Origin of the sequence: Thauera sp. SDU_THAU2 (genome assembly GCF_038260575.1) — a bacterium.
GTDB lineage: Bacteria > Pseudomonadota > Gammaproteobacteria > Burkholderiales > Rhodocyclaceae > Thauera.
Window position 1 is genome coordinate 3,506,772 of the sequence record NZ_JBBWUN010000003.1, and the last position, 21,089, is coordinate 3,527,860.

The 21,089-nt window shown below is 62.6% G+C and carries 23 protein-coding genes and 5 pseudogenes; 8 read left to right on the forward strand and 20 right to left on the reverse strand.

Annotation, left to right across the window (positions count from 1 at the left end):
• Nucleotides 1-9 precede the first annotated feature (9 nt).
• Together lptM and lysA are read left to right on the forward strand one after the other, a co-directional pair.
• On the forward strand, nucleotides 10-201 hold the full coding sequence (lptM, locus tag AAFL97_RS18125) for an LPS translocon maturation chaperone LptM (protein WP_341646103.1): 192 nt from the start codon (nucleotides 10-12) through the stop codon (nucleotides 199-201).
• A gap of 39 nt (nucleotides 202-240) precedes the next feature.
• A complete protein-coding gene (gene lysA / locus AAFL97_RS18130) occupies nucleotides 241-1,491 on the forward strand; it encodes a diaminopimelate decarboxylase (protein ID WP_341647196.1) in 1,251 nt (416 codons plus the stop codon).
• A 138-nt stretch (nucleotides 1,492-1,629) separates the two neighbouring features.
• Here lysA and AAFL97_RS18135 read toward each other — a convergent pair whose 3' ends face one another.
• A complete protein-coding gene (locus AAFL97_RS18135; RefSeq protein WP_341646104.1) occupies nucleotides 1,630-1,971 on the reverse strand; it encodes a hypothetical protein in 342 nt (113 codons plus the stop codon).
• 258 nt (nucleotides 1,972-2,229) lie between these two features.
• Here AAFL97_RS18135 and dacB point away from each other — a divergent pair, with 258 nt between their 5' ends.
• Complete coding sequence (gene dacB / locus AAFL97_RS18140; protein WP_445954505.1) at nucleotides 2,230-3,576, forward strand: D-alanyl-D-alanine carboxypeptidase/D-alanyl-D-alanine endopeptidase; 1,347 nt, start codon at nucleotides 2,230-2,232, stop codon at nucleotides 3,574-3,576.
• Nucleotides 3,577-3,598: 22 nt separating this feature from the next.
• On the opposite strand, the gene AAFL97_RS18145 is transcribed toward dacB, so the two are convergent.
• The 9 genes and pseudogenes from AAFL97_RS18145 to AAFL97_RS18180 all read right to left on the reverse strand — a co-directional run.
• The gene (locus tag AAFL97_RS18145; RefSeq protein ID WP_341646105.1) at nucleotides 3,599-4,021 is read right to left on the reverse strand and encodes a DUF4870 family protein; all 423 of its coding nucleotides are present in this window, start codon (nucleotides 4,019-4,021) and stop codon (nucleotides 3,599-3,601) included.
• A 141-nt stretch (nucleotides 4,022-4,162) separates the two neighbouring features.
• A pseudogene (gene ubiD / locus AAFL97_RS18150) lies at nucleotides 4,163-5,654 on the reverse strand (4-hydroxy-3-polyprenylbenzoate decarboxylase).
• A gap of 15 nt (nucleotides 5,655-5,669) precedes the next feature.
• The gene (gene pyrF, locus AAFL97_RS18155) at nucleotides 5,670-6,482 is read right to left on the reverse strand and encodes an orotidine-5'-phosphate decarboxylase (protein ID WP_341646106.1); all 813 of its coding nucleotides are present in this window, start codon (nucleotides 6,480-6,482) and stop codon (nucleotides 5,670-5,672) included.
• A gap of 48 nt (nucleotides 6,483-6,530) precedes the next feature.
• Nucleotides 6,531-7,412, reverse strand: coding sequence for a 4-hydroxybenzoate octaprenyltransferase (gene ubiA / locus AAFL97_RS18160; protein WP_341646107.1), 882 nt, complete (start codon nucleotides 7,410-7,412; stop codon nucleotides 6,531-6,533).
• Nucleotides 7,409-7,978 (reverse strand): chorismate--pyruvate lyase family protein, encoded by a 570-nt coding sequence (locus tag AAFL97_RS18165; protein WP_341646108.1) that lies wholly within the window; start codon nucleotides 7,976-7,978, stop codon nucleotides 7,409-7,411. Before AAFL97_RS18165 ends, ubiA begins: the two co-directional genes overlap by 4 nt.
• A gap of 67 nt (nucleotides 7,979-8,045) precedes the next feature.
• Nucleotides 8,046-9,350, reverse strand: a complete 1,305-nt coding sequence (locus AAFL97_RS18170; RefSeq protein ID WP_341646109.1) for a diguanylate cyclase — start codon at nucleotides 9,348-9,350, stop codon at nucleotides 8,046-8,048.
• A gap of 385 nt (nucleotides 9,351-9,735) precedes the next feature.
• The gene (locus tag AAFL97_RS18175; RefSeq protein WP_341646110.1) at nucleotides 9,736-10,296 is read right to left on the reverse strand and encodes a helix-turn-helix domain-containing protein; all 561 of its coding nucleotides are present in this window, start codon (nucleotides 10,294-10,296) and stop codon (nucleotides 9,736-9,738) included.
• A 181-nt stretch (nucleotides 10,297-10,477) separates the two neighbouring features.
• A pseudogene (locus AAFL97_RS24775) lies at nucleotides 10,478-10,570 on the reverse strand (hypothetical protein); the annotation flags it as partial.
• A gap of 150 nt (nucleotides 10,571-10,720) precedes the next feature.
• Nucleotides 10,721-11,212, reverse strand: a pseudogene (locus AAFL97_RS18180) (integrase core domain-containing protein); the annotation flags it as partial.
• 54 nt (nucleotides 11,213-11,266) lie between these two features.
• Here AAFL97_RS18180 and AAFL97_RS18185 point away from each other — a divergent pair.
• Entirely contained in the window at nucleotides 11,267-11,581 is a 315-nt protein-coding gene (locus tag AAFL97_RS18185) for a DUF1153 domain-containing protein (protein WP_341646111.1), read from the forward strand.
• Entirely contained in the window at nucleotides 11,578-12,399 is an 822-nt protein-coding gene (locus tag AAFL97_RS18190; protein ID WP_341646112.1) for an IS3 family transposase, read from the forward strand. The genes AAFL97_RS18185 and AAFL97_RS18190 overlap by 4 nt, the downstream gene beginning before the upstream one ends.
• A 21-nt stretch (nucleotides 12,400-12,420) precedes the next feature.
• Here the strand turns inward: AAFL97_RS18190 and AAFL97_RS18195 are convergent.
• A pseudogene (locus AAFL97_RS18195) lies at nucleotides 12,421-13,505 on the reverse strand (DDE-type integrase/transposase/recombinase); the annotation flags it as partial.
• 68 nt (nucleotides 13,506-13,573) lie between these two features.
• Between AAFL97_RS18195 and AAFL97_RS18200 the strand changes: the two are divergent.
• Nucleotides 13,574-14,122, forward strand: a pseudogene (locus AAFL97_RS18200) (IS3 family transposase); the annotation flags it as partial.
• Here AAFL97_RS18200 and AAFL97_RS18205 read toward each other — a convergent pair.
• The 8 genes from AAFL97_RS18205 to bamE all read right to left on the reverse strand — a co-directional run bounded on the left by AAFL97_RS18205 (nucleotide 14,115) and on the right by bamE (nucleotide 19,459).
• Nucleotides 14,115-14,576, reverse strand: a complete 462-nt coding sequence (locus AAFL97_RS18205) for a GNAT family N-acetyltransferase (RefSeq protein ID WP_341646113.1) — start codon at nucleotides 14,574-14,576, stop codon at nucleotides 14,115-14,117. The pseudogene AAFL97_RS18200 and the gene AAFL97_RS18205 overlap by 8 nt on opposite strands.
• Before the next feature lie 90 nt (nucleotides 14,577-14,666).
• The gene (locus AAFL97_RS18210) at nucleotides 14,667-14,921 is read right to left on the reverse strand and encodes a hypothetical protein (RefSeq protein WP_341646114.1); all 255 of its coding nucleotides are present in this window, start codon (nucleotides 14,919-14,921) and stop codon (nucleotides 14,667-14,669) included.
• A 526-nt stretch (nucleotides 14,922-15,447) separates the two neighbouring features.
• Nucleotides 15,448-16,218 (reverse strand): hypothetical protein, encoded by a 771-nt coding sequence (locus tag AAFL97_RS18215; protein ID WP_341646115.1) that lies wholly within the window; start codon nucleotides 16,216-16,218, stop codon nucleotides 15,448-15,450.
• 180 nt (nucleotides 16,219-16,398) lie between these two features.
• Nucleotides 16,399-17,490: an IS5 family transposase gene (locus tag AAFL97_RS18220; protein WP_341643699.1), complete on the reverse strand. Its 1,092-nt coding sequence runs from the start codon at nucleotides 17,488-17,490 to the stop codon at nucleotides 16,399-16,401.
• Nucleotides 17,491-17,530: 40 nt separating this feature from the next.
• The gene (locus AAFL97_RS18225) at nucleotides 17,531-17,863 is read right to left on the reverse strand and encodes a hypothetical protein (protein ID WP_341646116.1); all 333 of its coding nucleotides are present in this window, start codon (nucleotides 17,861-17,863) and stop codon (nucleotides 17,531-17,533) included.
• Nucleotides 17,856-18,449, reverse strand: a complete 594-nt coding sequence (locus AAFL97_RS18230; RefSeq protein ID WP_341646117.1) for a DUF5343 domain-containing protein — start codon at nucleotides 18,447-18,449, stop codon at nucleotides 17,856-17,858. The genes AAFL97_RS18225 and AAFL97_RS18230 overlap by 8 nt, the downstream gene beginning before the upstream one ends.
• A gap of 92 nt (nucleotides 18,450-18,541) precedes the next feature.
• Entirely contained in the window at nucleotides 18,542-18,946 is a 405-nt protein-coding gene (locus AAFL97_RS18235; RefSeq protein ID WP_341646118.1) for a YybH family protein, read from the reverse strand.
• A gap of 78 nt (nucleotides 18,947-19,024) precedes the next feature.
• Nucleotides 19,025-19,459, reverse strand: a complete 435-nt coding sequence (bamE, locus tag AAFL97_RS24780; RefSeq protein WP_445954506.1) for an outer membrane protein assembly factor BamE domain-containing protein — start codon at nucleotides 19,457-19,459, stop codon at nucleotides 19,025-19,027.
• A 441-nt stretch (nucleotides 19,460-19,900) separates the two neighbouring features.
• Here bamE and AAFL97_RS18240 point away from each other — a divergent pair, with 441 nt between their 5' ends.
• Together AAFL97_RS18240 and AAFL97_RS18245 are read left to right on the forward strand one after the other, a co-directional pair.
• Entirely contained in the window at nucleotides 19,901-20,317 is a 417-nt protein-coding gene (locus AAFL97_RS18240) for a site-specific integrase (RefSeq protein ID WP_341646119.1), read from the forward strand.
• Between the two features lie 26 nt (nucleotides 20,318-20,343).
• The gene (locus AAFL97_RS18245; protein ID WP_341646120.1) at nucleotides 20,344-20,568 is read left to right on the forward strand and encodes a tyrosine-type recombinase/integrase; all 225 of its coding nucleotides are present in this window, start codon (nucleotides 20,344-20,346) and stop codon (nucleotides 20,566-20,568) included.
• Nucleotides 20,569-20,707: 139 nt separating this feature from the next.
• On the opposite strand, the gene AAFL97_RS18250 is transcribed toward AAFL97_RS18245, so the two are convergent.
• Nucleotides 20,708-20,917, reverse strand: coding sequence for a nucleotidyltransferase family protein (locus AAFL97_RS18250; protein WP_341647198.1), 210 nt, complete (start codon nucleotides 20,915-20,917; stop codon nucleotides 20,708-20,710).
• Nucleotides 20,918-21,089 lie beyond the last annotated feature (172 nt).

Below are 21,089 nucleotides of genomic sequence, written 5' to 3' on the forward strand. Positions count from 1 at the left end.
ATGATGGCGATGCGAGCCAAACTTACCGCGATCGCGCTAGCCTGCGCGCTGCTGTCGGCCTGTGGCATCAAGGGCCCGCTCTACCTGCCCGCGCCCAGGACCGGCGCCTCCGGCCAGCCCGCGCAGGGCGCCGATCATAGCAAACCCTCCCAGCCGCCGGCCCAGGACGAACAGCCGGGCCAATACACGCCGATCCAGTGAGCCCGACGCGATGAGCACCTCGAACGCCCCCTCAGTCTTCTGCCGACGCCGACCCTGCACGCCCGGGACGGCATCCTCACCCTCGAAGGGTGCTCGCTGGCGCAGCTCGCCGAAAAGTTCGGCACGCCGACCTACGTCTATTCGAAAGCCGCGCTGACCGCCGCCTTCGAAGCCTGGCAGCAGGCACTGTCCGGCCACCGCTCGCTGATCTGCTACGCGGTGAAGGCCAACTCCAACCTGGGCATCCTGTCGGTGTTCGCCCGCCTGGGCGCGGGCTTCGACATCGTCTCCGGCGGCGAACTGGCGCGCGTGCTGGCCGCCGGCGGCCAGGCGAGCAAGGTGGTGTTCTCCGGCGTGGGCAAGACCCGCGACGAAATGCGCCAGGCGCTGAAAGCCGGCATCCGCTGCTTCAACGTCGAATCCGCCACCGAACTCGAGCGCCTCGACGCGATCGCCGGCGAACTGGACGTGCTGGCGCCGGTGGCCTTGCGCGTCAATCCGGACGTCGATCCGAAAACCCACCCCTACATCTCCACCGGGCTCAAGGGCAACAAGTTCGGCGTCGCCTTCGCCGACGCGCAGACGCTCTATCGCCGCGCCGCGGCGCTGCCGAACCTGCGCATCACCGGCGTCGCCTGCCACATCGGCTCGCAACTGCTCGACCCGGTGCCGATGGCCGAAGCGGCGCAGAAAGTCGCCGCTCTGGTCGATCGCCTCGCCGGCGACGGCATCACGCTCGACCACATCGACCTCGGCGGCGGCCTCGGCATCCGCTATCGCGACGAAGCGCCGCCGGTGGTGGCCGACTACCTGGCGCCGCTGCTGAAGGTGTTCGAAGGCCGCAGCGAGGAACTGTGCTTCGAGCCCGGCCGCTCGCTGGTCGGCAACGCCGGCCTGCTGCTGACCCGCGTCGAATACCTGAAGCCCGGCGAGACGAAGAACTTCGCCATCGTCGACGCCGCCATGAACGACCTCGCCCGCCCGGCGCTGTACGACGCCTGGCACGAGGTCGTCGAAGTCGCGGCCCCCTGCGCCGATTCGCAGATCTACGACATCGTCGGCCCGATCTGCGAAAGCGGCGACTTCCTGGCCCGCGAACGCCGGCTCGCCGTGGCCGAAGGCGACCTCCTCGCCATCCTGTCGGCCGGCGCCTACGGCATGACGATGAGCTCCAATTACAACACCCGGCCGCGCGCCGCCGAAGTCATCGTCGATGGCGAACAGGCTCATCTGGTGCGCGCACGCGAAACCGTCGCCGCATTGTTCGCGGATGAGAAGCCGCTGCTCTGAGCCGTTCATCGAGCGATCGGACGGGTTGCAACAAGGCCGTTTTCGCGGCTGAAGCCGGGACTGCCGGCGCGATCATCCAAAGGATGCCGGCGCCCAAGACGCTACGACCGGCCCCGGGGCCTCTTTCAGCAGCCCTCTTCAGGCGCTCCCATCGCCAAGACGCTCGGACTCCTGATAGAGCGCCCGGCCGAAAGCCTTCCAGGCCTTGCCGCCGCTGGTATGCACGCCGATCTGCGCACTCTGGCGCATGGTGTCGAGCATCAGATCGGCCAGGGCGAACAGTTCGCCCGTGAGCTTGTCCTGGCGGACCGGGCTGCGCAGGAGCTTCATCACGCCTCCCGGCTCGGTGCTCAGCGCCTGGCGGGCCAGTTCCCGCATCCGGCCCTGATCGTCCCAGTCCAGCCCCAGCGCCAGGCCGCGCTTGTAGATTTCGCGCTCAAGCTCGTCGGCCGTGCGCGCATAATGTCCGAATCCACTCATTCTCGATACTCAGCAATCAGGCCGGAGCACATGCTCCCGGCACCTGTACCCATGAAATCCCACAGGCGTATCCGGTTTTCATCATTGTCTCCATCGGCCCCATTCTATCGTCGTGCAGCAGCGCACCTCCGCCCTCTCCGGCGCTCACCGTGCTGCAGTGCACTACCCCAGCGATTCTGCCACTACCTGGGCCTGCTTTGCAGCGCGCTGATCCTGTTCGCTCCCCCCGTCTTCGCTGCCGGCGGGCTTCCGCCGCCGGTGAAACTGGCGCTCGAACGCGCCCGGATCGGCGAGGATGCGGTATCGGTCTGGGTACAGCCGGTGGACGCGGTACGGCCCGGCATGGCCTTCAATGCCGGCAAGGCGATGAATCCGGCCTCGGTGATGAAGCTCGTCACCGCCTTTGCCGCGCTCGACCGGCTCGGCCCCGCCTGGACCTGGACGACCCGGCTCGCCAGCAACGCCACCGTCGCCGGGGGCGTGCTGGACGGCGACCTGTACGTCGTCGGCAGCGGCGACCCGGTGCTCGACCAGGAGCGGATCGCGAAGCTGCTGCGGCGCCTGCGCGGGCTCGGCATCGACCGGATCGGCGGCGACATCGTGCTCGACGCCTCCGTGCTGAAGCTGCCGCCGCACGACCCGGACGCCTTCGACGGCCGCGGCCTGCGCCCCTACAACAGCGGCCCGCACGGCCTGCTGATGCACTACAACACCCTGCAGCTCGCGCTCTTCCCCGGCAACGGCAACAATGAGTCGGTGACCGTGGTCGCCGAGCCGCCGCTGGCCGGTGTCGTCATCGACAACCGTCTGCAGACTTCCGGCAGCAACTGCGATGTCTGGTACCGCGATCTCGAAGCGCGGATCGAGCCCGGCCGCCGCCTCGTGCTCAGCGGCAGCCTGCCGGCAGCCTGCGGCCCGCGCACCTGGAGCGCGGCACCGCTGCCGCCGGCCGAATACGGCGCCGCGCTGGTCGCCACGCTGTGGTCGGAAGCCGGCGGCCGGCTCGACGGCCAGGTACGCGACGGCATCGCCCCACCCGGCGTGCGCACCCTGCTGAGCCACGAATCGCCGCCGCTCGCCGACATCGTGCGCGACATGAACAAATGGTCGAGCAACGTCATCGCCCGCCAGTTGCTGGCCGATCTCGGCGCCTTCCTCGCCGGCCCGGCCAGCGATGCGCCGGACATGGTCGCCGCCGGCGCCCGCGCCACCACCGCGCAGCTCGCTGCCGCCGGCCTCGATGTCGATGGCCTAGTGATCGAAAACGGCTCAGGCCTGTCGCGCATCGAGCGCATCCGCGCCGACACCCTGGGCAAGATGCTGCTGCTGGCCTGGCAGCGGCCGTGGATGCCGGAGTTCATCTCGGCGCTGCCGGTCGCCGGCCTCGACGGCACGGCGCGCAACCGCCTGCGCAACAGCCCGGCCGGCGGCCAGGCCCACATCAAGACCGGCACGCTGAACGGCGTGCGTGCAATCGGCGGCTACCTGCTGGATCGCAACGGGCGACGCCATGTGCTGGTGATGATGGTGAACCACCCCGAAGCGGCCGCCAGTGCCGCAGCGCAGGACGCGCTGCTGGAATGGGTCTGGGCCGGCCAGCCCTGAAGGGCTGGCCGGTTTGCTGCGGTCAGCCTTGCGGCGGCATCGGCAGCGGCGCGCGCTGGATCAGCACCCACCAGCCGCGCACGATGCGGTAGAGAATCCACAGCCCGGCAAGCAGAATCACCGCGAACGCGAACGGCAGGCCGATGACGGTCACGGCCATCAATGCCGCGATCACCACCCACAGCACCGCGAACCAGAAGGTGCGGATCTGCCAGCGGAAATGGCTTTCGAGCCAGGTGCCGCGCACCGCCGTCTGGTTCCAGTAGTTCAGGATCACCGCCGCGATCGACGGCAGGCTGGCGATGAAGCTGAAGATGATCGTCGCCGAACCGACGACGGCGGAAAACACCGCGAACGCATGCAGCGCATAGACCAGGTGCGTGACGGTGACCATGTTCTCGGACGGCTGGCCGATCGGCAGCGGGGCGGGAACGGGATTGCTCATCGATTCTCCTCGGTTGCAGGTGCCGCACGGGATTGGCGGCATCCGTGACGGCGACTTCGACCCCCTCGCCGCCTCGGCGTTCGGCACTGGGGCAACATCAAACGTAAGCGGGTGTTCCGCCGCCGCGGTTCGCGCCTGCCCTCACAGGCCGAGTTCGCCCCACATCGCATCGACCTTCGCCTTGACCTCGGTATCCATGGCGATCGGCGTGCCCCATTCGCGGCTGGTTTCGCCCGGCCACTTGTTGGTCGCGTCCAGCCCCATCTTGCTGCCCAGGCCCGCGACCGGGCTGGCGAAATCGAGGTAGTCGATCGGCGTATTGTCGACCAGCGTGGTGTCGCGGGTCGCGTCCACGCGCGTGGTCATGGCCCAGATCAGCTCCTTCCAGTCGCGGATGCTGACGTCGTCGTCCACCACGATGATGAACTTGGTATACATGAACTGGCGCAAGAAGCTCCAGATGCCGAACATCACCCGCTTGGCGTGGCCGGGATACTGCTTGCGGATGCTGACCACCGCCAGGCGGTAGGAGCAGCCTTCGGGCGGCAGGTAGAAATCGACGATCTCGGGAAACTGCTTCTGCAGCAGCGGCACGAAGACCTCGTTCAGCGCCAGGCCCAGCATCGCCGGCTCGTCGGGCGGCTTGCCGGTGTAGGTGCTGTGGTAGATCGGATCGCGCCGCATGGTGATGCGCTCGATCGTGGAACACCGGGAATTCGGAGACTTCGTTGTAGTAGCCGGTGTGGTCGCCGTAAGGGCCTTCCGGCGCCATGTCGCCGGGGTGGATCACGCCTTCGAGCACGATCTCGGCCGATGCCGGCACCTGGAGATCGTTGCCGAGGCAGTTCACCAGCTCGGTCTTGGCACCGCGCAGCAGGCCGGCGAACTGGTATTCGGAGATCGTGTCCGGCACCGGCGTCACCGCGCCGAGGATGGTCGCCGGGTCGCAACCCAGCACTACCGACACCGGGAAAGGCTCGCCCGGATGCGCGCGCTGGTGCTCGAGGAAATCCAGCGCGCCGCCGCGGTGGGCCAGCCAGCGCATGATCACGCGGTTGCGGCCGATCACCTGCTGGCGGTAGATGCCCAGGTTCTGGCGCTTCTTGTGCGGCCCCCGCGTCACCACCAGGCCCCAGGTGATCAGCGGCGCGGCATCGCCCGGCCAGCAGTGCTGGATCGGCAGCTTCGCCAGGTCGACTTCATCGCCTTCCCACACCACCTGCTGGCAAGGCGCCGAGCGGACTTCCTTCGGCGCCATGTTGAGCACCTGCTTCAGCACCGGCAGCTTGTCCCAGGCATCCTTCAGGCCCTTGGGCGGCTCCGGCTCCTTCAGGTAGGCGAGCAGCTTGCCGACTTCGCGCAGCGGCGCGCTCCAGTCGCCGTCGGCAACGTCCTCGCCCATGCCCATCGCCACCCGCTCCGGCGTGCCGAACAGGTTGGCGAGCACCGGAATGGCCTGCGGCACACCGCGCGTCAGCGGCTTCTCGAACAGCAGCGCCGGGCCGCCGGCGCGCAGCACGCGGTCGGCGATCTCGGTCATTTCCAGATGGGTGTCGACCGGCAGCGTGATGCGCTTGAGTTCGCCGCGGGCTTCGAGCTGGCTGATGAAGTCGCGCAGGTCGTCGTATTTCATGCAGTTGCCCCAGGATCAGCGATGCGCGTTGATCGCGTCGCGGGTATCGAGCGCGACCTGGCGTGCAGCAGCGGCGAAATCCTCGCCCTTGCCGGCGTACAGGATCGCGCGCGAGGAATTGATCATCAGCCCGCTGCCGTCCGCACTGCGCCCCGCCGCCATGGTCGCGGCGATGTCGCCGCCCTGGGCGCCGATGCCGGGCACCAGCAGCGGCATGTCGCCGGTCAGTTCGCGCACGCGGGCGATCTCGGCGGGGAAAGTGGCCCCCACCACAAGGCCGCAGTTGCCGCTGGCATTCCAGTCCTGCGCCACCAGCCGGGCGACGTGTTCGTACAGCTTGATGCCGCCGACGTCGAGGAACTGCAGGTCGGAGCCGCCCGGATTGGACGTGCGGCACAGCAGGATCACACCCTTGTCGGGGTAAGCGAGATAAGGATCGACCGAGTCGCGACCCATGTAGGGATTGACCGTGATCGCGTCGGCCTTGAAACGCTCGAAGGCTTCGACGGCGTATTGCTCGGCGGTGCTGCCGATGTCGCCGCGCTTGGCATCGAGCACCACCGGCGTGCCCGGATGGCGGGCATGGATGTGTTCGATCAGGGCTTCGAGCTGGTCCTCGGCGCGGCGCGCGGCGAAGTAGGCGATCTGCGGCTTGAAGCAGCACACCAGGTCGGCGGTGGCATCGACGATCTGCCTGCAGAACTCGAGGATCGCATCCGGCCGTCCCTGCAGGTGGGCGGGAAAGCGGGCCGGATCGGGGTCGAGGCCGACGCACAGCAGGCTGTTGCGCTGCTGCCAGGCGGCTTTCAGGGCGGTCATGAAATGCATGTCGGCATCCAGGGACGAGAGGTTCGGAGGGGTGCGGACCGGCCGTGCTCAGGCACGGCGCAGCAGGTCGTCGATCAGCAGGCCGGCGAACACCGCCGCGCCCAGCCAGTTGTTGTGGCGGAAGGCCTTGAAGCAGCCGGCGCGGTCGCGATCGCGGATCAAGGTGTAGTGATAGCCGGCGATCGCCGCCGCAACCAGCAGGCCGATGAACCAGGCCGGCCCTCGCCCGGCGGCGACACCGACGGCGGCGAGCAGGCCGAGCATGGCCGCATAGCACAGCATCACCGCGGCGACGTCGAAGCGGCCGAAGGTGATGGCCGAAGACTTGATGCCGATCTTCAGATCGTCGGGCCGGTCGACCATCGCGTACTCGGTGTCGTAGGCGATGGCCCAGAAGACGTTGGCGAGCAGCATGGCCCAGGCGATGGCCGGCACTTCGCCGAGGATCGCGGCAAAGCCCATCGGAATGCCGAAGCCGAAGGCAATGCCGAGATAACCCTGCGGAATGGCGAGGAAGCGCTTGGTGAAGGGATAGCTGGCAGCGAGGAAAAGCGCCGGCAGCGAGAGCCAGAGAACCAGCGAATTCAGCGGCAGGATCAGCAGGAAGGCGAGCAGCGACAGGCCGCCCGCGAGCAGCAGCGCTTCGCGGGTACTGACCATGCCGGTCGCCAGCGGGCGCTCGCGGGTGCGCTCGACGTGGCCGTCGAAGTCGCGGTCGGCGTAGTCGTTCATGACGCAGCCGGCCGAACGCATCAGGAAGGTGCCGATGACGAAGATCACCAGGATGTGCAGCGGCGGCCAGCCCTCGGCGGCGAACCACAGCGCCCACAGCGTCGGCCACAGCAGCAGCAGCGTGCCGATCGGCTTGTCGATCCGCATCAGGCGGGCGTAATGGGGAAGCTTGTCGCTGAAACGCATGGTCTCGGTCATCGGGGCAGCTCGAAAATCGCAGGCAGGAAGAACTCGCTCACCATCAGCGCGCGGCCATGGCGCAGGAACAGCGAGCGGCGTCCCCACAGCTCGCGCTCCATCGCCATCGGCGGCTGCCGCGCCGACAGTGCGGCACGGGCCCGATGATAACGCGCATCGCGCGCATCGAGCCGGGTGCAGGCCAGCGGCGCGCGTTCGATCGCCGGGTCGGCGAACAGCGCGGCGCCGAGCGGACGTGCACCGAAACCGTGGAAGAGGTTCCATGCCCCGCGCACATTGCGGCGCGGCAGCAGGGAGCGGGCGAACACCACCGGCACACCGTCGGCAATCAGCAGAACCTCCCTCGCCCACACCCGCTCGCCCGCACGCAGGCCGAGCAGCACGGCTTCGTCCCTCACGGCCTGCCCCAGCCCCTGGTACAGCACCTCGACGCCGAAACGCCCACAGCGCCGGCGGATGCGGGCAGTGAGCGACGAAGGATCGGTGAGCCAGGGGATCAGTACGGGCGGAACCGTGGCACGCGGCGGCGTCGACGACCAAGTTTCGCGATGAGGACAGGAAAGCATGGAATCTCTTGCGGGAACAGACGGCATTCTAATCCCATTGCCCGCGAACACCGGTTCCTTGCCTGGATCACGCCCCCGCGCCGGCGTCGTGGAGGCGGACCGTGTTCTTGCCGGCCTTTTTTGCGCAGTACAGCGCCCGGTCGGCGCATTCCAGCAGCCGGCCGGCTTCCAGCCCATGCTCCGGCCCGCACGCGACGCCGACACTCAGCCCGATGGAGATGCGGGCCGCATCGACGACGAACGGCCGCGCGATTTCCGCAATCAGCCGCTGCGCCTGCGCAATGCTATCCATGCCGCCCCGGCCGTCGGACAGAACCGTGAACTCGTCCCCACCAAGGCGGAACACACGATCCGATTCACGCAGGGAAGCCTGCAAGCGCACGGCGGTTTCACGCAGCACCGCATCGCCCGCCGCATGCCCGAACGTGTCATTGACCTGTTTGAAACCATCCAGATCCATGTAGAACAGCACGAATTTCCCACCTTCCTGGCGCGCCCGTGCGATGGCCAGATCCAGACAGGCGGAAAAGGCGGCCCGGTTCGGGAGCCCGGTCAGATCATCCACCTCGGCCAGATGCTTCAACTGCGCCTCCAACTGCTTGCGATGCCCGATGCCACGCACCGAGACGACGTAGCCGTCCGCCTGGCCGGTGTTGCGATCCAGCGTCAGCCTGATGAAGGCTTCGAGCCATACCCAGGAGCCATCCTTGTGGCGCTGGCGCTGCTCGCTGCGGCCGCCCCGCAGGCGGCCGGCCCGTACCTCCTGCATCAGCGCCATGAACGCCGGCACATCATCGGGATGGGTCAATTCGATGGCCCTGCGCCCGATGAGCTCTTCCGGCGCATAACCCAGCAGTTCCTCGACCGCGGGCGATACGTACAGCCGGACGCCATCGAGATCGCCCCGTATGATCGTGTCGGTCGACGCCTCCGCCAGCAATCTGAAATCGCTTTCCCGGCGCAGCGCCCGCTGCGCCAGCTCGAACAGCCGAAGCTGTTCCTCCGCAAGCGCGGCGAACTGCTCGAACTGGCGCCGATCGTCTGCGCCGAACGCCCTGGACGAAGGTCCGAACAGGGAAAACCGGCCGACGCCGCCGTCACCGAACGGAATGGAAGCGACCGGGCTGCCGTCCCCCGCATCAATCACAGCTGCCAGCTCCGCATATGCGGCGGATGCCGATCCGACGGCATGCCAGACCTTGCTTGTACCCTGGACCCGGATGGTCGCCGCAGCCATGCCGAACATGCGGCAAGCCATGTCGCACAGCAGATCGAAACGAAGATCCGGCAGCTCGACCGCCTCGATGCCGCTTGTGAGCACGCGCATGCTGGCGCTGCCCTCGGGGCGATGCGCCGGATAATCAATTATCATTCTTGTGATTTCTCTCTGCTGTCCGGCAGCCTTGCACTGCGGGAGCTCTTCAGGTTGGGGTCTCGCGATTCTACGAAGAATCGATGAAGCCCGCATCCGCGCTCTGGCAGGCACTCCCCAGCAGGTCACACCCACCCTGAATCAAAGATGCATCCATTGCCGGATGTCGCTACCACGCGAGTATGCAGGGAAAAATCGTCGAGTCACGGCATCTCCCATGGCATAACGTAGCAATGGGCGGACCGCGCGGCTTTTCGCGCAGATCCGCTCGAATGGTGGGTCATGAGAAAATTGCAGACGTCATAAACAGGCCTAACTGCCGGGTTCGCGCTCAAAACGGGCTCATCCAAAAGGCTTCCGTCGATGCAATGTGCGCGTAACTATCTCAGTCGGTTGTTTCGGCCAGAATGGCCCATTGATCGCCGGCTTCCACCAGAGCTTCGCGTATGCCACCGGAAGTGACTGCCCGATGGACGACTTGGCCCCAAACATGGCTGGCGGTCTCCAGCGAGGAAACCCAGATGTAGGAAATCGTTCTCCCTACGAGCGGCTCGATGATGTCCGCAGGGTAGTGGCAAGCCATGAAGGTCTGGGAGCACAGAATGTGATAACTGCTGCCTGCCACTACGCCCACGCAGCCGACGTTGTCTGTTTCGATCACGCCGAAACCCATGCGGCGAAATCGATCGAGGCTAGGCGCGATATCGGCCAGGATGGTCAATGGTGTGGTGCGTCGGACAGGGCTGCTGGAGACCGTGAGCGCATCCACGGAAAGGGCGAATACGGACGCAAGAGCCGTAAGCGAGGACAGGGTCGCCTTGTCGCCTCGTTCCAAGCGCTGCACAGTGCGCGTGCTTACCCCGCTTGCCGCTGCAAGATGATCCTGCGACCAGCCGCGCTTGCGGCGTTCCGATTTGAGACGGGCTCGATTGACTGCGATGGGCATGGCAATGCTCCTAATGTTATGCGGATCAAGGCCACGGTAGCACCAGCACAAACGCGCCGCCACGACGGGAGCACGCCACCTGATTTACAACCCTCGCCGAATTCAGGGTCTCATAAGCAGGCGATACACGTCTTTGCCGCATAACGCTCGTCCCAAAAGCAGCATCGGCTTGAACGACTTGTTACGCAGCACAATTTTCTGACCTGATCATATCAACATGAGGTATGCCGTCTTCTTCGTACACCTCCCCCACTGAGCGGAATCCGAGCGACTCATAGAATCTTGTCCTGGTCTAATTCTCGTAGCCACCTCGATAGGGGATGATCCTTCCCAACGAGAGCCCCGCCAAACATGACCCGTATCCGTAGAACCTTCGATGCCGCCTTCAAGCTGCCGGAGCGAGTCAAGCTAGTTGTCGCCTGATTCATGCGACCAATTGCTTTTTGTCTTCAGAGTGCAGGTGGTGGAGAACGACTGCGTCGCGTTCAGGATTGAGCGTGACGGCGCCGATCGGCGACCAGTTGCGTGTTGGGCCTGACCAGCGTGCTGGATGGCGTTCGCGGGCCTGAAGATAGGTCTGATGACGTGCTTCGAGAATTGCCTGATCCTCACCGGCATGGCGCTGCGCGGGCGTGACGTAGCGGATGGCGCTATGTCGATGTTCGAAGTTGTACCAGTGCACGAAGTCGTATCCCCAGGCCCGGGCCTGCTGAAGGCAGGCGAAACCGCGCGCGGGGAATTCTGGCCGGTATTTGGCGGTTTTGAACAAGGATTCGACGAAGGCATTGTCGTCCGAGACGCGTGGGCGCGAGTACGACGGTTTGACCCCCAGCCAGTGGAGCATCGCGAGCACGGTGGTGGCCTTGAGCGTGCTGCCGTTATCCCCGTGCAGAACGGGTTTGGTTGGCTTTGCGTGGATGTACTGACCCAGTGAAAACCTGCTCAGGTGTTACTGTGAGAGGAAAACACTATGAGTACGTTGATGGACGAAGAGATCAAGCGCTGGACGGCCAAGCGCAAGACGGCACTGGTGCTGGAGATCATCCAGGGCAAGACCAGCGTGTCGGAGGCCAGCAGAGCTTATGACTTGCCGCCCTCTGAGATTGAGGGCTGGATGGAAGACGGCCGCAAGGGCATGGAGAACGCCCTGAAGGCCAATCCGCAGGACGTGCGTGAGCAGTACGAGCGGCAGCTCAAGGAACTCCAGGAAGCCTACGGCGAAGCGATGCTGGAGCTACGCGCCCGAAAAAAATTGCAGTCCCTGCTGGGCGAGGACGAGAAATGATCGAGACGATCCGCCAGGGACTGCAGGCCGAGGGCATCACCGTCTCGATCAGCAAACTGTGCCGGTGGTTCGAAGTGCCGCGTCGCAGCGTGTACTACCGGCCGGTGAAGGGCGTACCGACGCTGCAGGAGCGCTTCGTGGCGCCGATCAAGGCCATGATTGAGGAGAACCCGTCGTTTGGATACCGGACGGTGGCGCATCTGCTGGGATCCAACAAGAACACGGTGCAGCGCATCTTCCAACTCAAGGGTTGGCAGGTACGCAGGCGCCCCGTGGGCTTCAGGCCACGGATCCAGGCTCTGCCCTCGGTGGCCAAGGCGCCCAATGAACGCTGGGCCACGGACATGTGCCGGGTTTGGGCAGGGCGCGATGGCTGGACGACGATGGCCCTGGTGATCGACTGCCACAGCCGCGAACTGCTGGGCTGGCACCTGTCGCGCAGCGGGAAGTCCAAGACGGCGGAGTCGGCACTGGAGCAGGCCCTGATTGCGCGGTTTGGCACATTGGGCCGTGTGCCCGAACCGTTCCTGCTGCGCTCGGACAATGGCTTGGTCTTCACCAGCCGCAGCTTCACGGCGCTGGTCAGGAGCTACGGACTGCGCCAGGAGTTCATCACGCCGCATAGTCCAGAGCAGAACGGCCTGGTCGAGCGGGTGATCCGCACGCTCAAAGAGCAATGCGTGCATCGCCACCGCTTCGAATCCCTGCAGCATGCCAGTCGCCTGATCGGGGACTGGATTCACTTCTACAACCACCGGCGCCCGCACCAAGCGCTGGGCATGAAGACTCCCGCTGAGACATTTGCATTAGCGGCCTGACCTGTGCAGGTTCTGCTGGGTCAGTACATGGATACCCTCTGCGAGCGCGGTGCGCTTGAGCAGATGCACGGCATGATCGGCGTCATCGTGTTCGTGGATCTCCCAACCGACGATCTTGCGGCTGTACAAATCGAGGATCAGGTAGAGATAGACCCATTGGCCCTGCACCTCGGTGGGCAGGTAGGTCATGTCCCAGCACCACACCTGGCCGGGGGCCGTTGCCACATGGGTGCTCGGCGCGCGAGCGGGCTGGGGTGCTCGGCTGCGCCCACGATGGTGGTTCTGACCATGGGCGCGCAGCACCCGCTGGAAGCTCGATTCGCTGGCGATATAAACGTTCTCGTCAGCGAGCATCGGCACGATCCGCGCCGGCGGCAGTGCCGCGAAGCGCGGCTCATTGGCCACCGCCAGGATGCAGGCACGTTCTTCGGCGCTCAGCGCATGTGCAGGTATCGGGCGTTCAGCCACCGGGCGCCGATCTCCGCCGATCAGGCCATGTCCAGCCCGCCAGCGCTGCAGCGTCCTGACCGTGATGCCGGCCACCTCGCACGCAGCGCGCAGGCGCGCACCGGCAGCGTGGGCGGTCTCGATATGACGGACCCTCACTTGGCGATCTTCCAGGCCGATCATGCGTCCTCGTCCCTGTCCTTCGGAAAGATCGCCTCGAGTTTTTTTGACAACACCAACAAGGCCGCCGCTTCAGCCAGCGCCTTGTCCTTGCGGCGCAGTTCGCGCTCGAGTTCCTTGATGCGCCGCCGATCCGCCTTCGTTTCGCGGTGGCTTGCACGCGCATCTTCAGGCTCGGCAAGCGCCTGCGTAGCCGCCATGCGCCATTGCTCAAGCTCTTGCGGATACACGCCGTTCTCACGGCACCAGGCGCTCTTGCTGGCCTCGTCCAGGGCCGCTGTCGCCAGCACCGCCTCGAATCGGGCCGGCGCTGTCCAGGCCCGCTCGCGAGCGGGCCTGGACAGCGCATCCGCACGCCATCGCTCCAACGTCGCCGTTGAAATGCTCAACTCACGCGAAACCACCTCCACCGCAGCGCTCTCCGGCGGCAACAACCGGGCGACCGCTTTGTCTTTGAATGTTTGTCCGTATCTGGCCACTTCGTTCTTCCGTTATCGCCCCCGAGGGTTAGATTCTAACGAGGCGACAACTATTCTGACTCCGGGGGACCGACAGCCGGCATGACTTGCCGGTGGCGGCCAACCTGCTGGAGCGGCGCTTCAATCCCAGCGCCCCCGATCAAGCCTGGGTGGCCGACATCACGTACATCCGCACCGGGCGCGGATGGCTGTATCTGGCCGCCGTGCTGGACCTGTACTCACGCAAGATCGTGGGCTGGGCGACAGCGCCCAACATGCCCGCCGAACTGGTGTGCACGGCCTTGCAGATGGCCATCGTCCTGCGACAGCCAAAGCCGGGATTGATCGTGCATACCGATCGCGGCAGCCAGTACGCCAGCCAGGCCCACCGCGACCTGCTGGCCCGTCACGGCCTGGTTGCCAGCATGAGCCGCAAGGGTAACTGCTGGGACAATGCGGTGATGGAGCGCTTCTTCTTGAACCTCAAGATGGAACGGGTCTGGCAACGAAACTACGCCAACCCCGCCGAGGCCAGCGCCGACGTTACCCATTACATCGTCGGCTTTTACAACACCCACCGGCTGCACTCCACGCTCGGATACCAATCACCAGCCGACTACGAGAAAGCCTCTACCTGAAATCCCCTATCCCGGTGTCCACTAAAACTTGACCACGACATCTTTTCAGATACACCTGTGCGCCAATCTTGATCCCGCTCATCGGGAAAGTTGCCTCTGTGAACTTTATGGCCTCCTCCAGCAACCGGCGGCCAACCTTCAGTCCCCTGAACTTCTTGATAGTCATGACGCGGCCGATTGAGGGTTCGCTGTACTTGATCCCAGGGTCAACAACCCTGGCATAAGCAGCCAGCTCGCCATCCATGAAAGCGGACAAATGCCAAGCATGGAGATCCATCCCATCGGTTTCCTGATAGGGGCAATTTTGCTCGACAACAAAAACTGATTCACGGGCGCCGATGATCCCGTATAGCTCCAGCGCTGTAAGAGAGTCCAGCCGAGACCACTTGAAATCAATATTCACGCCATCCGCCTCATCCAAAATCTCGTTACAGTCGATAGTGAAATTTTCCATGCCGGCTAACGTAGAGCTAACTAGCGCTGCGCGGCTTTATCGCCAAGCGCCCAGCGACCGAAGGGAGCAAAGTTGAGCGAGTTATGAAGGTCACAGCGCCTCTTTATGGCGACGAAGCCATGGGAAAAGTAAAAGAGCTGCACCAGCCGAAAAACCCAGCAAGCCCCACAGCCAAAAATATGGAGAGTGTGCGGCAAAAATGCGATAGTACTGGTTCCCTGAGCCGCCAAAACTGATGGGATCGCTACCGACGAAACCGGATGCAAATGCAAGCACCCCAAAGGCAAGAGCAATCAAGGCGCACAGGATACGCAGCCAACGAACAAGTGAGGTTTTGGCAGACATGCTTGCTGATATCTAAATTAAGCCGCATTGCAAAGCAACGTGGACTTGAATGACTATAAAGGGGCTTCCCACTTCCGCTGCTGGCCTGCTCGGCCCGGCATCGAAGTGCCAAGATTGAATTGCTGAGGTTCAATCTAAAGACGCAAAAGGAGAAATCCAAATGAATGCTACGACGATTGGAGTGGATCTGGCAAAGAATGTGTTCGTGGCCTGCGCAGGCGACAGCACGGGGCGGATGACATCGGACCCAGCGCCGTCGATCGCGCCGGCGTGACCCTTGCCGCAGCAAGGAAAGACCCAGAGTTCTGCATAGTCGCCACGAGGACCGGTGTTCCCAATGCTTCTCGGATGCATCGGGTGAAAGGAGCAGTTGAAAGCGGAAAAAGTCGACTGAGAGTCTGGGTCGAATTCACTCCCGCAGTAGGACGCAATGACTAGGTGGCATGGTGACGCCTAACGCTTCGCTGAGCCGATGCGAGGGCACGCCAGCGTCCTCGCGGTCGACTCGAGCGGGATGTTCGGGTAACTACTTCTCCTCTATCGACCCACTGTTGTCGCTTTCCGTAATGCGGATAGTCCCTGCCCTAGCAGGCTGGGCACTATGAGTGGACATATCAGGATTTCCGCCGGAGATTGGGCCTGCTGGGGTTGGAACGTCCGGAGCGGACTCTGAACTCTGGTTTTGGGGCTGGTTTTGCGTGTCTTCTGGCATGACTACCTCCACGTTGTGGTTTGAGTTAAGGAGAAACGGAACTGCAACACTGATCCCCGTAAGCAGCGCGAACACGAACGATGCGACAAGAACCCAAGAAGTCTTTCTCAACAAGGAAGCGCGATTTTGATTTGTTGCTACATTGTGGTGATTTGCCTTATCCACCTTATCACCTAGCGTGGTAAGCATCCTCACATATAGGTTTTTTTCCTTTCTTTTTAGTTGCTCGTTGGCGAGCATAGGGAATTCACCCCAGCTAATATCCGGAATCGCTTTGTAACCGCCTCTTGCTGGCATTGCGTATAAGCAAATACCGAATGCTACGACTGCTGACAGAATTGCTGCAACGGCAAACAGCACTGCACATCCACTCAAAATGAAATGAGTAGGGTACTTTCCGATAATGCCCGCGTATACGCCAAGTAGTGCAACTGCAACCCAAAGATAAGTCTTTGAAACATTAACCTGATGTCGATTGATGTTCACGTACTGCGTCCAGTAGTCCTTTTCGGCTAGCGCCAAAGAACGCTCAAGCGCCTTCGCATACCCCTCATAATCAAATTCTGATTCTTGATTCTCGCTCACGAGCCTCCCTTCTGTCTTGAGCCCTAACAGGCTGATGCAAAAGAGCTGAACACCGGACTAACCCAGGGGTTCAAATTGATCTTCACAGGGACTTCGTCGAGAGAATGGGGCTTTCAATGCGACCCACATTGCCGGCATGGACGTTCCGAGACCGATCAGCCCCTGGTTCGTTTGCCCGACTCACGCCGTTCCTCCCGCATTTCCCAATTTCGCGATTCTCAACAAGTTGTAGGCTGCGCCAGAAATGAAGGCCGCCATTTGCGTCTTCGCCTGCCCGATGAATCGCGTCTTGCGCAACCCACCGACCGTCTTGAGCCAGCCGAAGATTTCCTCCACCCGCTTTCGCTTGCGTTGGCTGATCCGATAGCCCTCGGTTCGCGTCGTGCGCCCATCGAGTCCAGGCGTGCAGCGATGGTCGATTCGAGCAATGTGCGGCCGGATACGATGCGCGCGCAGGTGCGCCACGAAATCCTTGATGTGGTAACCCTTGTCGGCCGCCAGACTCTTGGGGTGGATACGCCGTCGGCGGGCGCGGGTGAGCATCGTGCGTGCAGCACGGTGCTCGGCCTGCGTCGATTCCGTGATCAGGATGTCGACACACAGGCCATGACGGTTCTCCATGAGCACATGCCCGCCGTAGCTGAGCCTGGCAGGCTGGCCGTTACCCTTTCGCATGAGCCGTGCGTCAGGATCAGTGCTGCTCTGGTGTGTGGCGTTCGAACGCTTCTCACCTTTGAAATTGACCATCCCCGTGCCATCACCACCGTCTTTCGGCGGCTCGCCGTCCTTGCGCTTGAAACTCTTGAACGAGGCCCAGGCTTCGATGAGCGTGCCGTCGACAGTGAAGTGATCCGAGGACAGCAAATGTTGCCGGCGCGCCAGGCTCACCACCTCGTCAAAGAAGCGGCGGGCGATATCAGTCGCCACCAGGCGTTCGCGCAGGCGGCTGAAATTCGACTGGTCCAGGCCTGCGCTCTCCAGGTCCATGTCGAGGAACCAGCGAAAGAGGATGTTGTAGTTCAGTTGTTCGCAGAACTGCCGGTCAGACCGGATCGAGTACAGCGCGATCAGCAATTGCCCCTTGAGCAGGCGCTCAGGCGGAATCGACGGGCGGCCGGTACTCGAGTACAGCGCATCCAGGTCCGCCGAAATGGCACTCAGCGCCCGATCGGCCAATTGCTTCACCCTTCGCAGGGGATGATCGGCCGGTACGCGCGATTCCGGCGAGAAATAATGGAACATCGAGGACTGGGGATCGAGTGGGCCGCGCATCGCTGTCAGGACAAGGGATTGAGGAACGGATTTATGACTATCAACTCGCAGGATCGTTCACTAGGTTATGCATCAACCTGTTAGGCAGGTTCTTCCACCAATCTGCGCCTTCCTTCTCCTCCAATGTTTCGCGGATCAGTTCGCGCACTTCATTCTCGAAGCAGAATAAGAGAGCGTACAGACGCGACATTTCGAGCGCCTCGTTCCGGCGCACAACGCCAAATGGTGCCAAAACTTCCTGTAGAAGCGCTTCTTCCGATGCCGCGTCGCTAGCGCCGATCTGAATGCCCGCTCTCTGGAATTGCGCAGCCTCCGACTCGAACATGAGACCCCGGAAAAGGAAGTCCCTCATGTCTTTGTGCGAGTCAGCCAAGGAGGTGCTCCTTCAGCGACTTAAAGATTGCGTTATACACCTCGACGTCTTTGGTGGCAGGTAAGTGGATCTGAATGTTGTAGTGCAGACCCGGGGCCTTAACGTGTACGGTGGGTTGAGGTGTCGGCGCTGCGGGCGCAAGGGCAGGCGTTTCCTCTTGAACTGTTGCGGCTTTAGGTTTGGATAGCACATGGTCGATGTCGGCCTGCTTGAGCAGGCCGAAAAAGGTCTTTGCCATAAGCTCGGCCACCCGGTCGCTTGTGTTGTGCGTGCTCTTAAACTTCCCTTGGATGAGGTCGCGGTCTCTTTCGGTCGGGTTCGCTTTGATAACGAAAAGGTCGCTGTACGCATCCTTCAGTGCCGCTCCCAGCACTGCCCGCGCCTGCGACGTATCTCGGTACGCGTGGTAGCGTTCAGTAGGAACTCCGCTAGGCGTTAGGAAGCCAATAGCTTTAAGGAGAGGAATGTAGGTGCGGTGATTTGACGAGCCGAACCCAATGTCTTTCAAGTGCTGTTGGGTAAAGTTTTCGGGCGCTTGGCCGTCCTGGATCTTCGCCAAAAAGTCACCAAGCTGCCCATAGCTCATGCTGTATACATTCGGGAGTGACATTCTTTCCCCTTGATTGCTAACGCCTGAGTTAAGCCGCGCCGCGAAGCGGCGTCGGCTTGAATGAATTGTTAGGCGCCATCGCTGGACTCATTGACTGGTGCAAGCAAGTTCGCATCACGAGCAATTTTCCACACCCCGGACTCTTTGCGCAGAATGGTAAGTGTGTGACCGGCGCGAACCATGGGTTTCTCTTTGTCAGGCAGAGTGGCGACGACTTTGATTTTTGTGAGCATGTAAGCCCAGTCACCTAGAACTTTCACCTCTAGGATTTCACTATGACCGTCGAACTCAACTGACGATTCGGCTTGGGCTTCCGATGCCTTTTCAAATACGGACTTGCCAAAAGGTTCTTGACCCGGAACCAGGAACACCACGTCGTCCGTCATTAGGCTAAGCACAGTCGCAGAATCACCGGCTTTTGTTGCAGCCATCCAATTCTGCACGAGATTTCTGATTTCTTTCTCGTCGCTCATGATGATCTCCCAATGCCGCCTAACGCTTGAGTTAAGCCGCGCCACGAAGTGGCGTCGGCTTGAATGAATTGTTAGGCCCTAGTCCATGACAATCTGAGCATCATGGACTTTGCCAGCCTGATCAAAATTTAGCGTCAGCCACTCACTATCAATGCGAATGAATCCACGGATAGGGCCCAGCCAGTAGACCAAGCCTGAGTCTCTGAACTTGTCCGTAGTGGTTGGCGGGCCGAGCATAGCCTCAATCTCTGCTTTGGACTTGCCCAGCAGAACCTCCGACCTCAACAGGCCGTCAGCCATACGGAGGCGTGGGTAATCAGTAGCACTCTCACCTTGCAGCCATATAGCGCGATCGAATTCTGTCGGACTTAGTGCTACGTACCAATAGATGCCAACCGCTATCGCACAGGCTGCTGCCAAAGATGTCACGAAACCAAGTGCTTTACCGACTCTCATAGGGCCTAACAGTGTAGTAGACGGAACGGGCCGGCGGATGAGAGACGGAATCCACATATTGCCCGCCCCAAATTATTTGTTTAGCATTTTACGCCTACAACTTCCAACTGCATCGACGATGACGTTAGTCCAGGCCCATGACCTTGTCAAACCACTCTGACACGGTAGCTCGATTCTGGCGTAAGTACCGGTTTTCACTCGCTAAATCCGGTGTGAAACCGGCGGCGCTGCAGTGATACGCCTGCCACGCCGCGGCCTATGTCAAGGCGGCCGACGGACAGCGCATCGCCACTCACTCGGCGGCCATCGTGAAGTCCTGGCTGGACAAGCTGGGCAGGGTAGACGGAATGCCGGCGTGGCAGTTTACGCAGCCGGTGGATGCGGTGCGCCACTTGTTGGCAATGGTGGGGGCGCCTGCAGCGACCGAGGTGGATTGGGCGTTCTGGAGCGAAGGGGGTCCGTACCCTGGGGGCAAGCCATCCAACGATTGCACGCGCAATGACCAGTCCGCCGTCCTTGCCCACGGGAAATGACGATGGCGGTTCGCGGCCTACACCGGGTGACCGCCTGGTAGCGGTGATCCGACAGCGCAATTATTCGATTCGCACTGAGCAAGCCTATCTTGGATGGCTTGAGCGCTATCTGCGCTTTATCGGCGGTCGCGACTCAGTGCAGGCGGGGGCGGCACAGGTGAAGGCTTTTCTGCAAGCTCTCGCAGTGCAGGGGCAAGTGGCGGCCAATACGCAGAATCAGGCGCTCAATGCGCTGGTGTTCTTTTACGCTCAGGTGCTGGAACAGCCCTTGGGCGAGCTGGGCGCTTTTGCGCGCGCGAAGCGTCCGCAGCGCTTGCCGGTGGTGTTGACGGCGGACGAGGTGAGGCGACTGCTGGCGGCCGACCCGCGGACGGCACGGTGAGGCGTCATCATCTGCATGAGAGCAGCTTGCAGAAGGCGGTTCATGCTGCGGCGAAGGCGGCGGGCATCGACAAGCCGGTGAGCTGCCATGCCTTGCGCCACAGTTTTGCCACCCACATGCTGGAAGGTGGCTACGACATTCGTACCGTGCAGGAATTGCTCGGCCATGCCGATGTGAAGACGACGATGATCTACACCCATGTGCTCAACCGCGGCGGAATGGGGGTGGTGAGTCCGCTGGACAGAGTTTGAGGGGCGCTCTCGGGCAGTCTCCTTGCCGTCAGTTGAGTCTTCGAATCGGAAAGAAATGCCTCTCGTCCCTCGCCGGTATATGCCTGGATACGCTCCAGACAGAGCAGGATGTGATTCAGAAAAACGCGCGCGTCACGGCTCACAGCGGACGAGCCTCGTTGAGGATCCGCTCACGCAGAAAGGGACTGATGCTGTTCGGCGTGACGACGTCGGCCCGTCTGCCGACGATGGCTTCGAGGTCTTGCTTGAGGCCGATGAGATCGAGCAGCGAAGCTTGAGGGTCGAATTCGACCAGAAAGTCGATATCGGAGCCGGGGGGCCATCCTCGCCGCGGGCGACGGAGCCAAATACGCGCAGATTACGCCCCCGATGCGCGGCGGTTGCGTGCAGCAGTTTTTCGCGTTGATCGGCCAGCCGTTCGAGTGTCGTCATGGCTTCGCTCCAGAGCTTTCCATGCCCGAAGTGTAGTGAAACTGGAGCCCGCCTGCATGCCTCGCGCAATGGCGGCGGGCCTGGCGTGG

What these genes read in the sequence shown, in the direction of transcription:
- lptM (WP_341646103.1), top strand. Translation starts at nt 10, where the DNA reads ATGCGAGCCAAACTTACCGCGATCGCGCTAGCCTGCGCGCTGCTGTCG.
- AAFL97_RS18135 (WP_341646104.1), bottom strand. Translation starts at nt 1,971, where the DNA reads ATGAGTGGATTCGGACATTATGCGCGCACGGCCGACGAGCTTGAGCGC.
- AAFL97_RS18145 (WP_341646105.1), bottom strand. Translation starts at nt 4,021, where the DNA reads ATGAGCAATCCCGTTCCCGCCCCGCTGCCGATCGGCCAGCCGTCCGAG.
- pyrF (WP_341646106.1), bottom strand. Translation starts at nt 6,482, where the DNA reads ATGCATTTCATGACCGCCCTGAAAGCCGCCTGGCAGCAGCGCAACAGC.
- ubiA (WP_341646107.1), bottom strand. Translation starts at nt 7,412, where the DNA reads ATGACCGAGACCATGCGTTTCAGCGACAAGCTTCCCCATTACGCCCGC.
- AAFL97_RS18165 (WP_341646108.1), bottom strand. Translation starts at nt 7,978, where the DNA reads ATGCTTTCCTGTCCTCATCGCGAAACTTGGTCGTCGACGCCGCCGCGT.
- AAFL97_RS18170 (WP_341646109.1), bottom strand. Translation starts at nt 9,350, where the DNA reads ATGATAATTGATTATCCGGCGCATCGCCCCGAGGGCAGCGCCAGCATG.
- AAFL97_RS18175 (WP_341646110.1), bottom strand. Translation starts at nt 10,296, where the DNA reads ATGCCCATCGCAGTCAATCGAGCCCGTCTCAAATCGGAACGCCGCAAG.
- AAFL97_RS18185 (WP_341646111.1), top strand. Translation starts at nt 11,267, where the DNA reads ATGAGTACGTTGATGGACGAAGAGATCAAGCGCTGGACGGCCAAGCGC.
- AAFL97_RS18190 (WP_341646112.1), top strand. Translation starts at nt 11,578, where the DNA reads ATGATCGAGACGATCCGCCAGGGACTGCAGGCCGAGGGCATCACCGTC.
- AAFL97_RS18205 (WP_341646113.1), bottom strand. Translation starts at nt 14,576, where the DNA reads ATGGAAAATTTCACTATCGACTGTAACGAGATTTTGGATGAGGCGGAT.
- AAFL97_RS18210 (WP_341646114.1), bottom strand. Translation starts at nt 14,921, where the DNA reads ATGTCTGCCAAAACCTCACTTGTTCGTTGGCTGCGTATCCTGTGCGCC.
- AAFL97_RS18220 (WP_341643699.1), bottom strand. Translation starts at nt 17,490, where the DNA reads ATGCGCGGCCCACTCGATCCCCAGTCCTCGATGTTCCATTATTTCTCG.
- AAFL97_RS18230 (WP_341646117.1), bottom strand. Translation starts at nt 18,449, where the DNA reads ATGAGCTATGGGCAGCTTGGTGACTTTTTGGCGAAGATCCAGGACGGC.
- AAFL97_RS18235 (WP_341646118.1), bottom strand. Translation starts at nt 18,946, where the DNA reads ATGAGCGACGAGAAAGAAATCAGAAATCTCGTGCAGAATTGGATGGCT.
- bamE (WP_445954506.1), bottom strand. Translation starts at nt 19,459, where the DNA reads ATGTGGATTCCGTCTCTCATCCGCCGGCCCGTTCCGTCTACTACACTG.
- AAFL97_RS18240 (WP_341646119.1), top strand. Translation starts at nt 19,901, where the DNA reads ATGACCAGTCCGCCGTCCTTGCCCACGGGAAATGACGATGGCGGTTCG.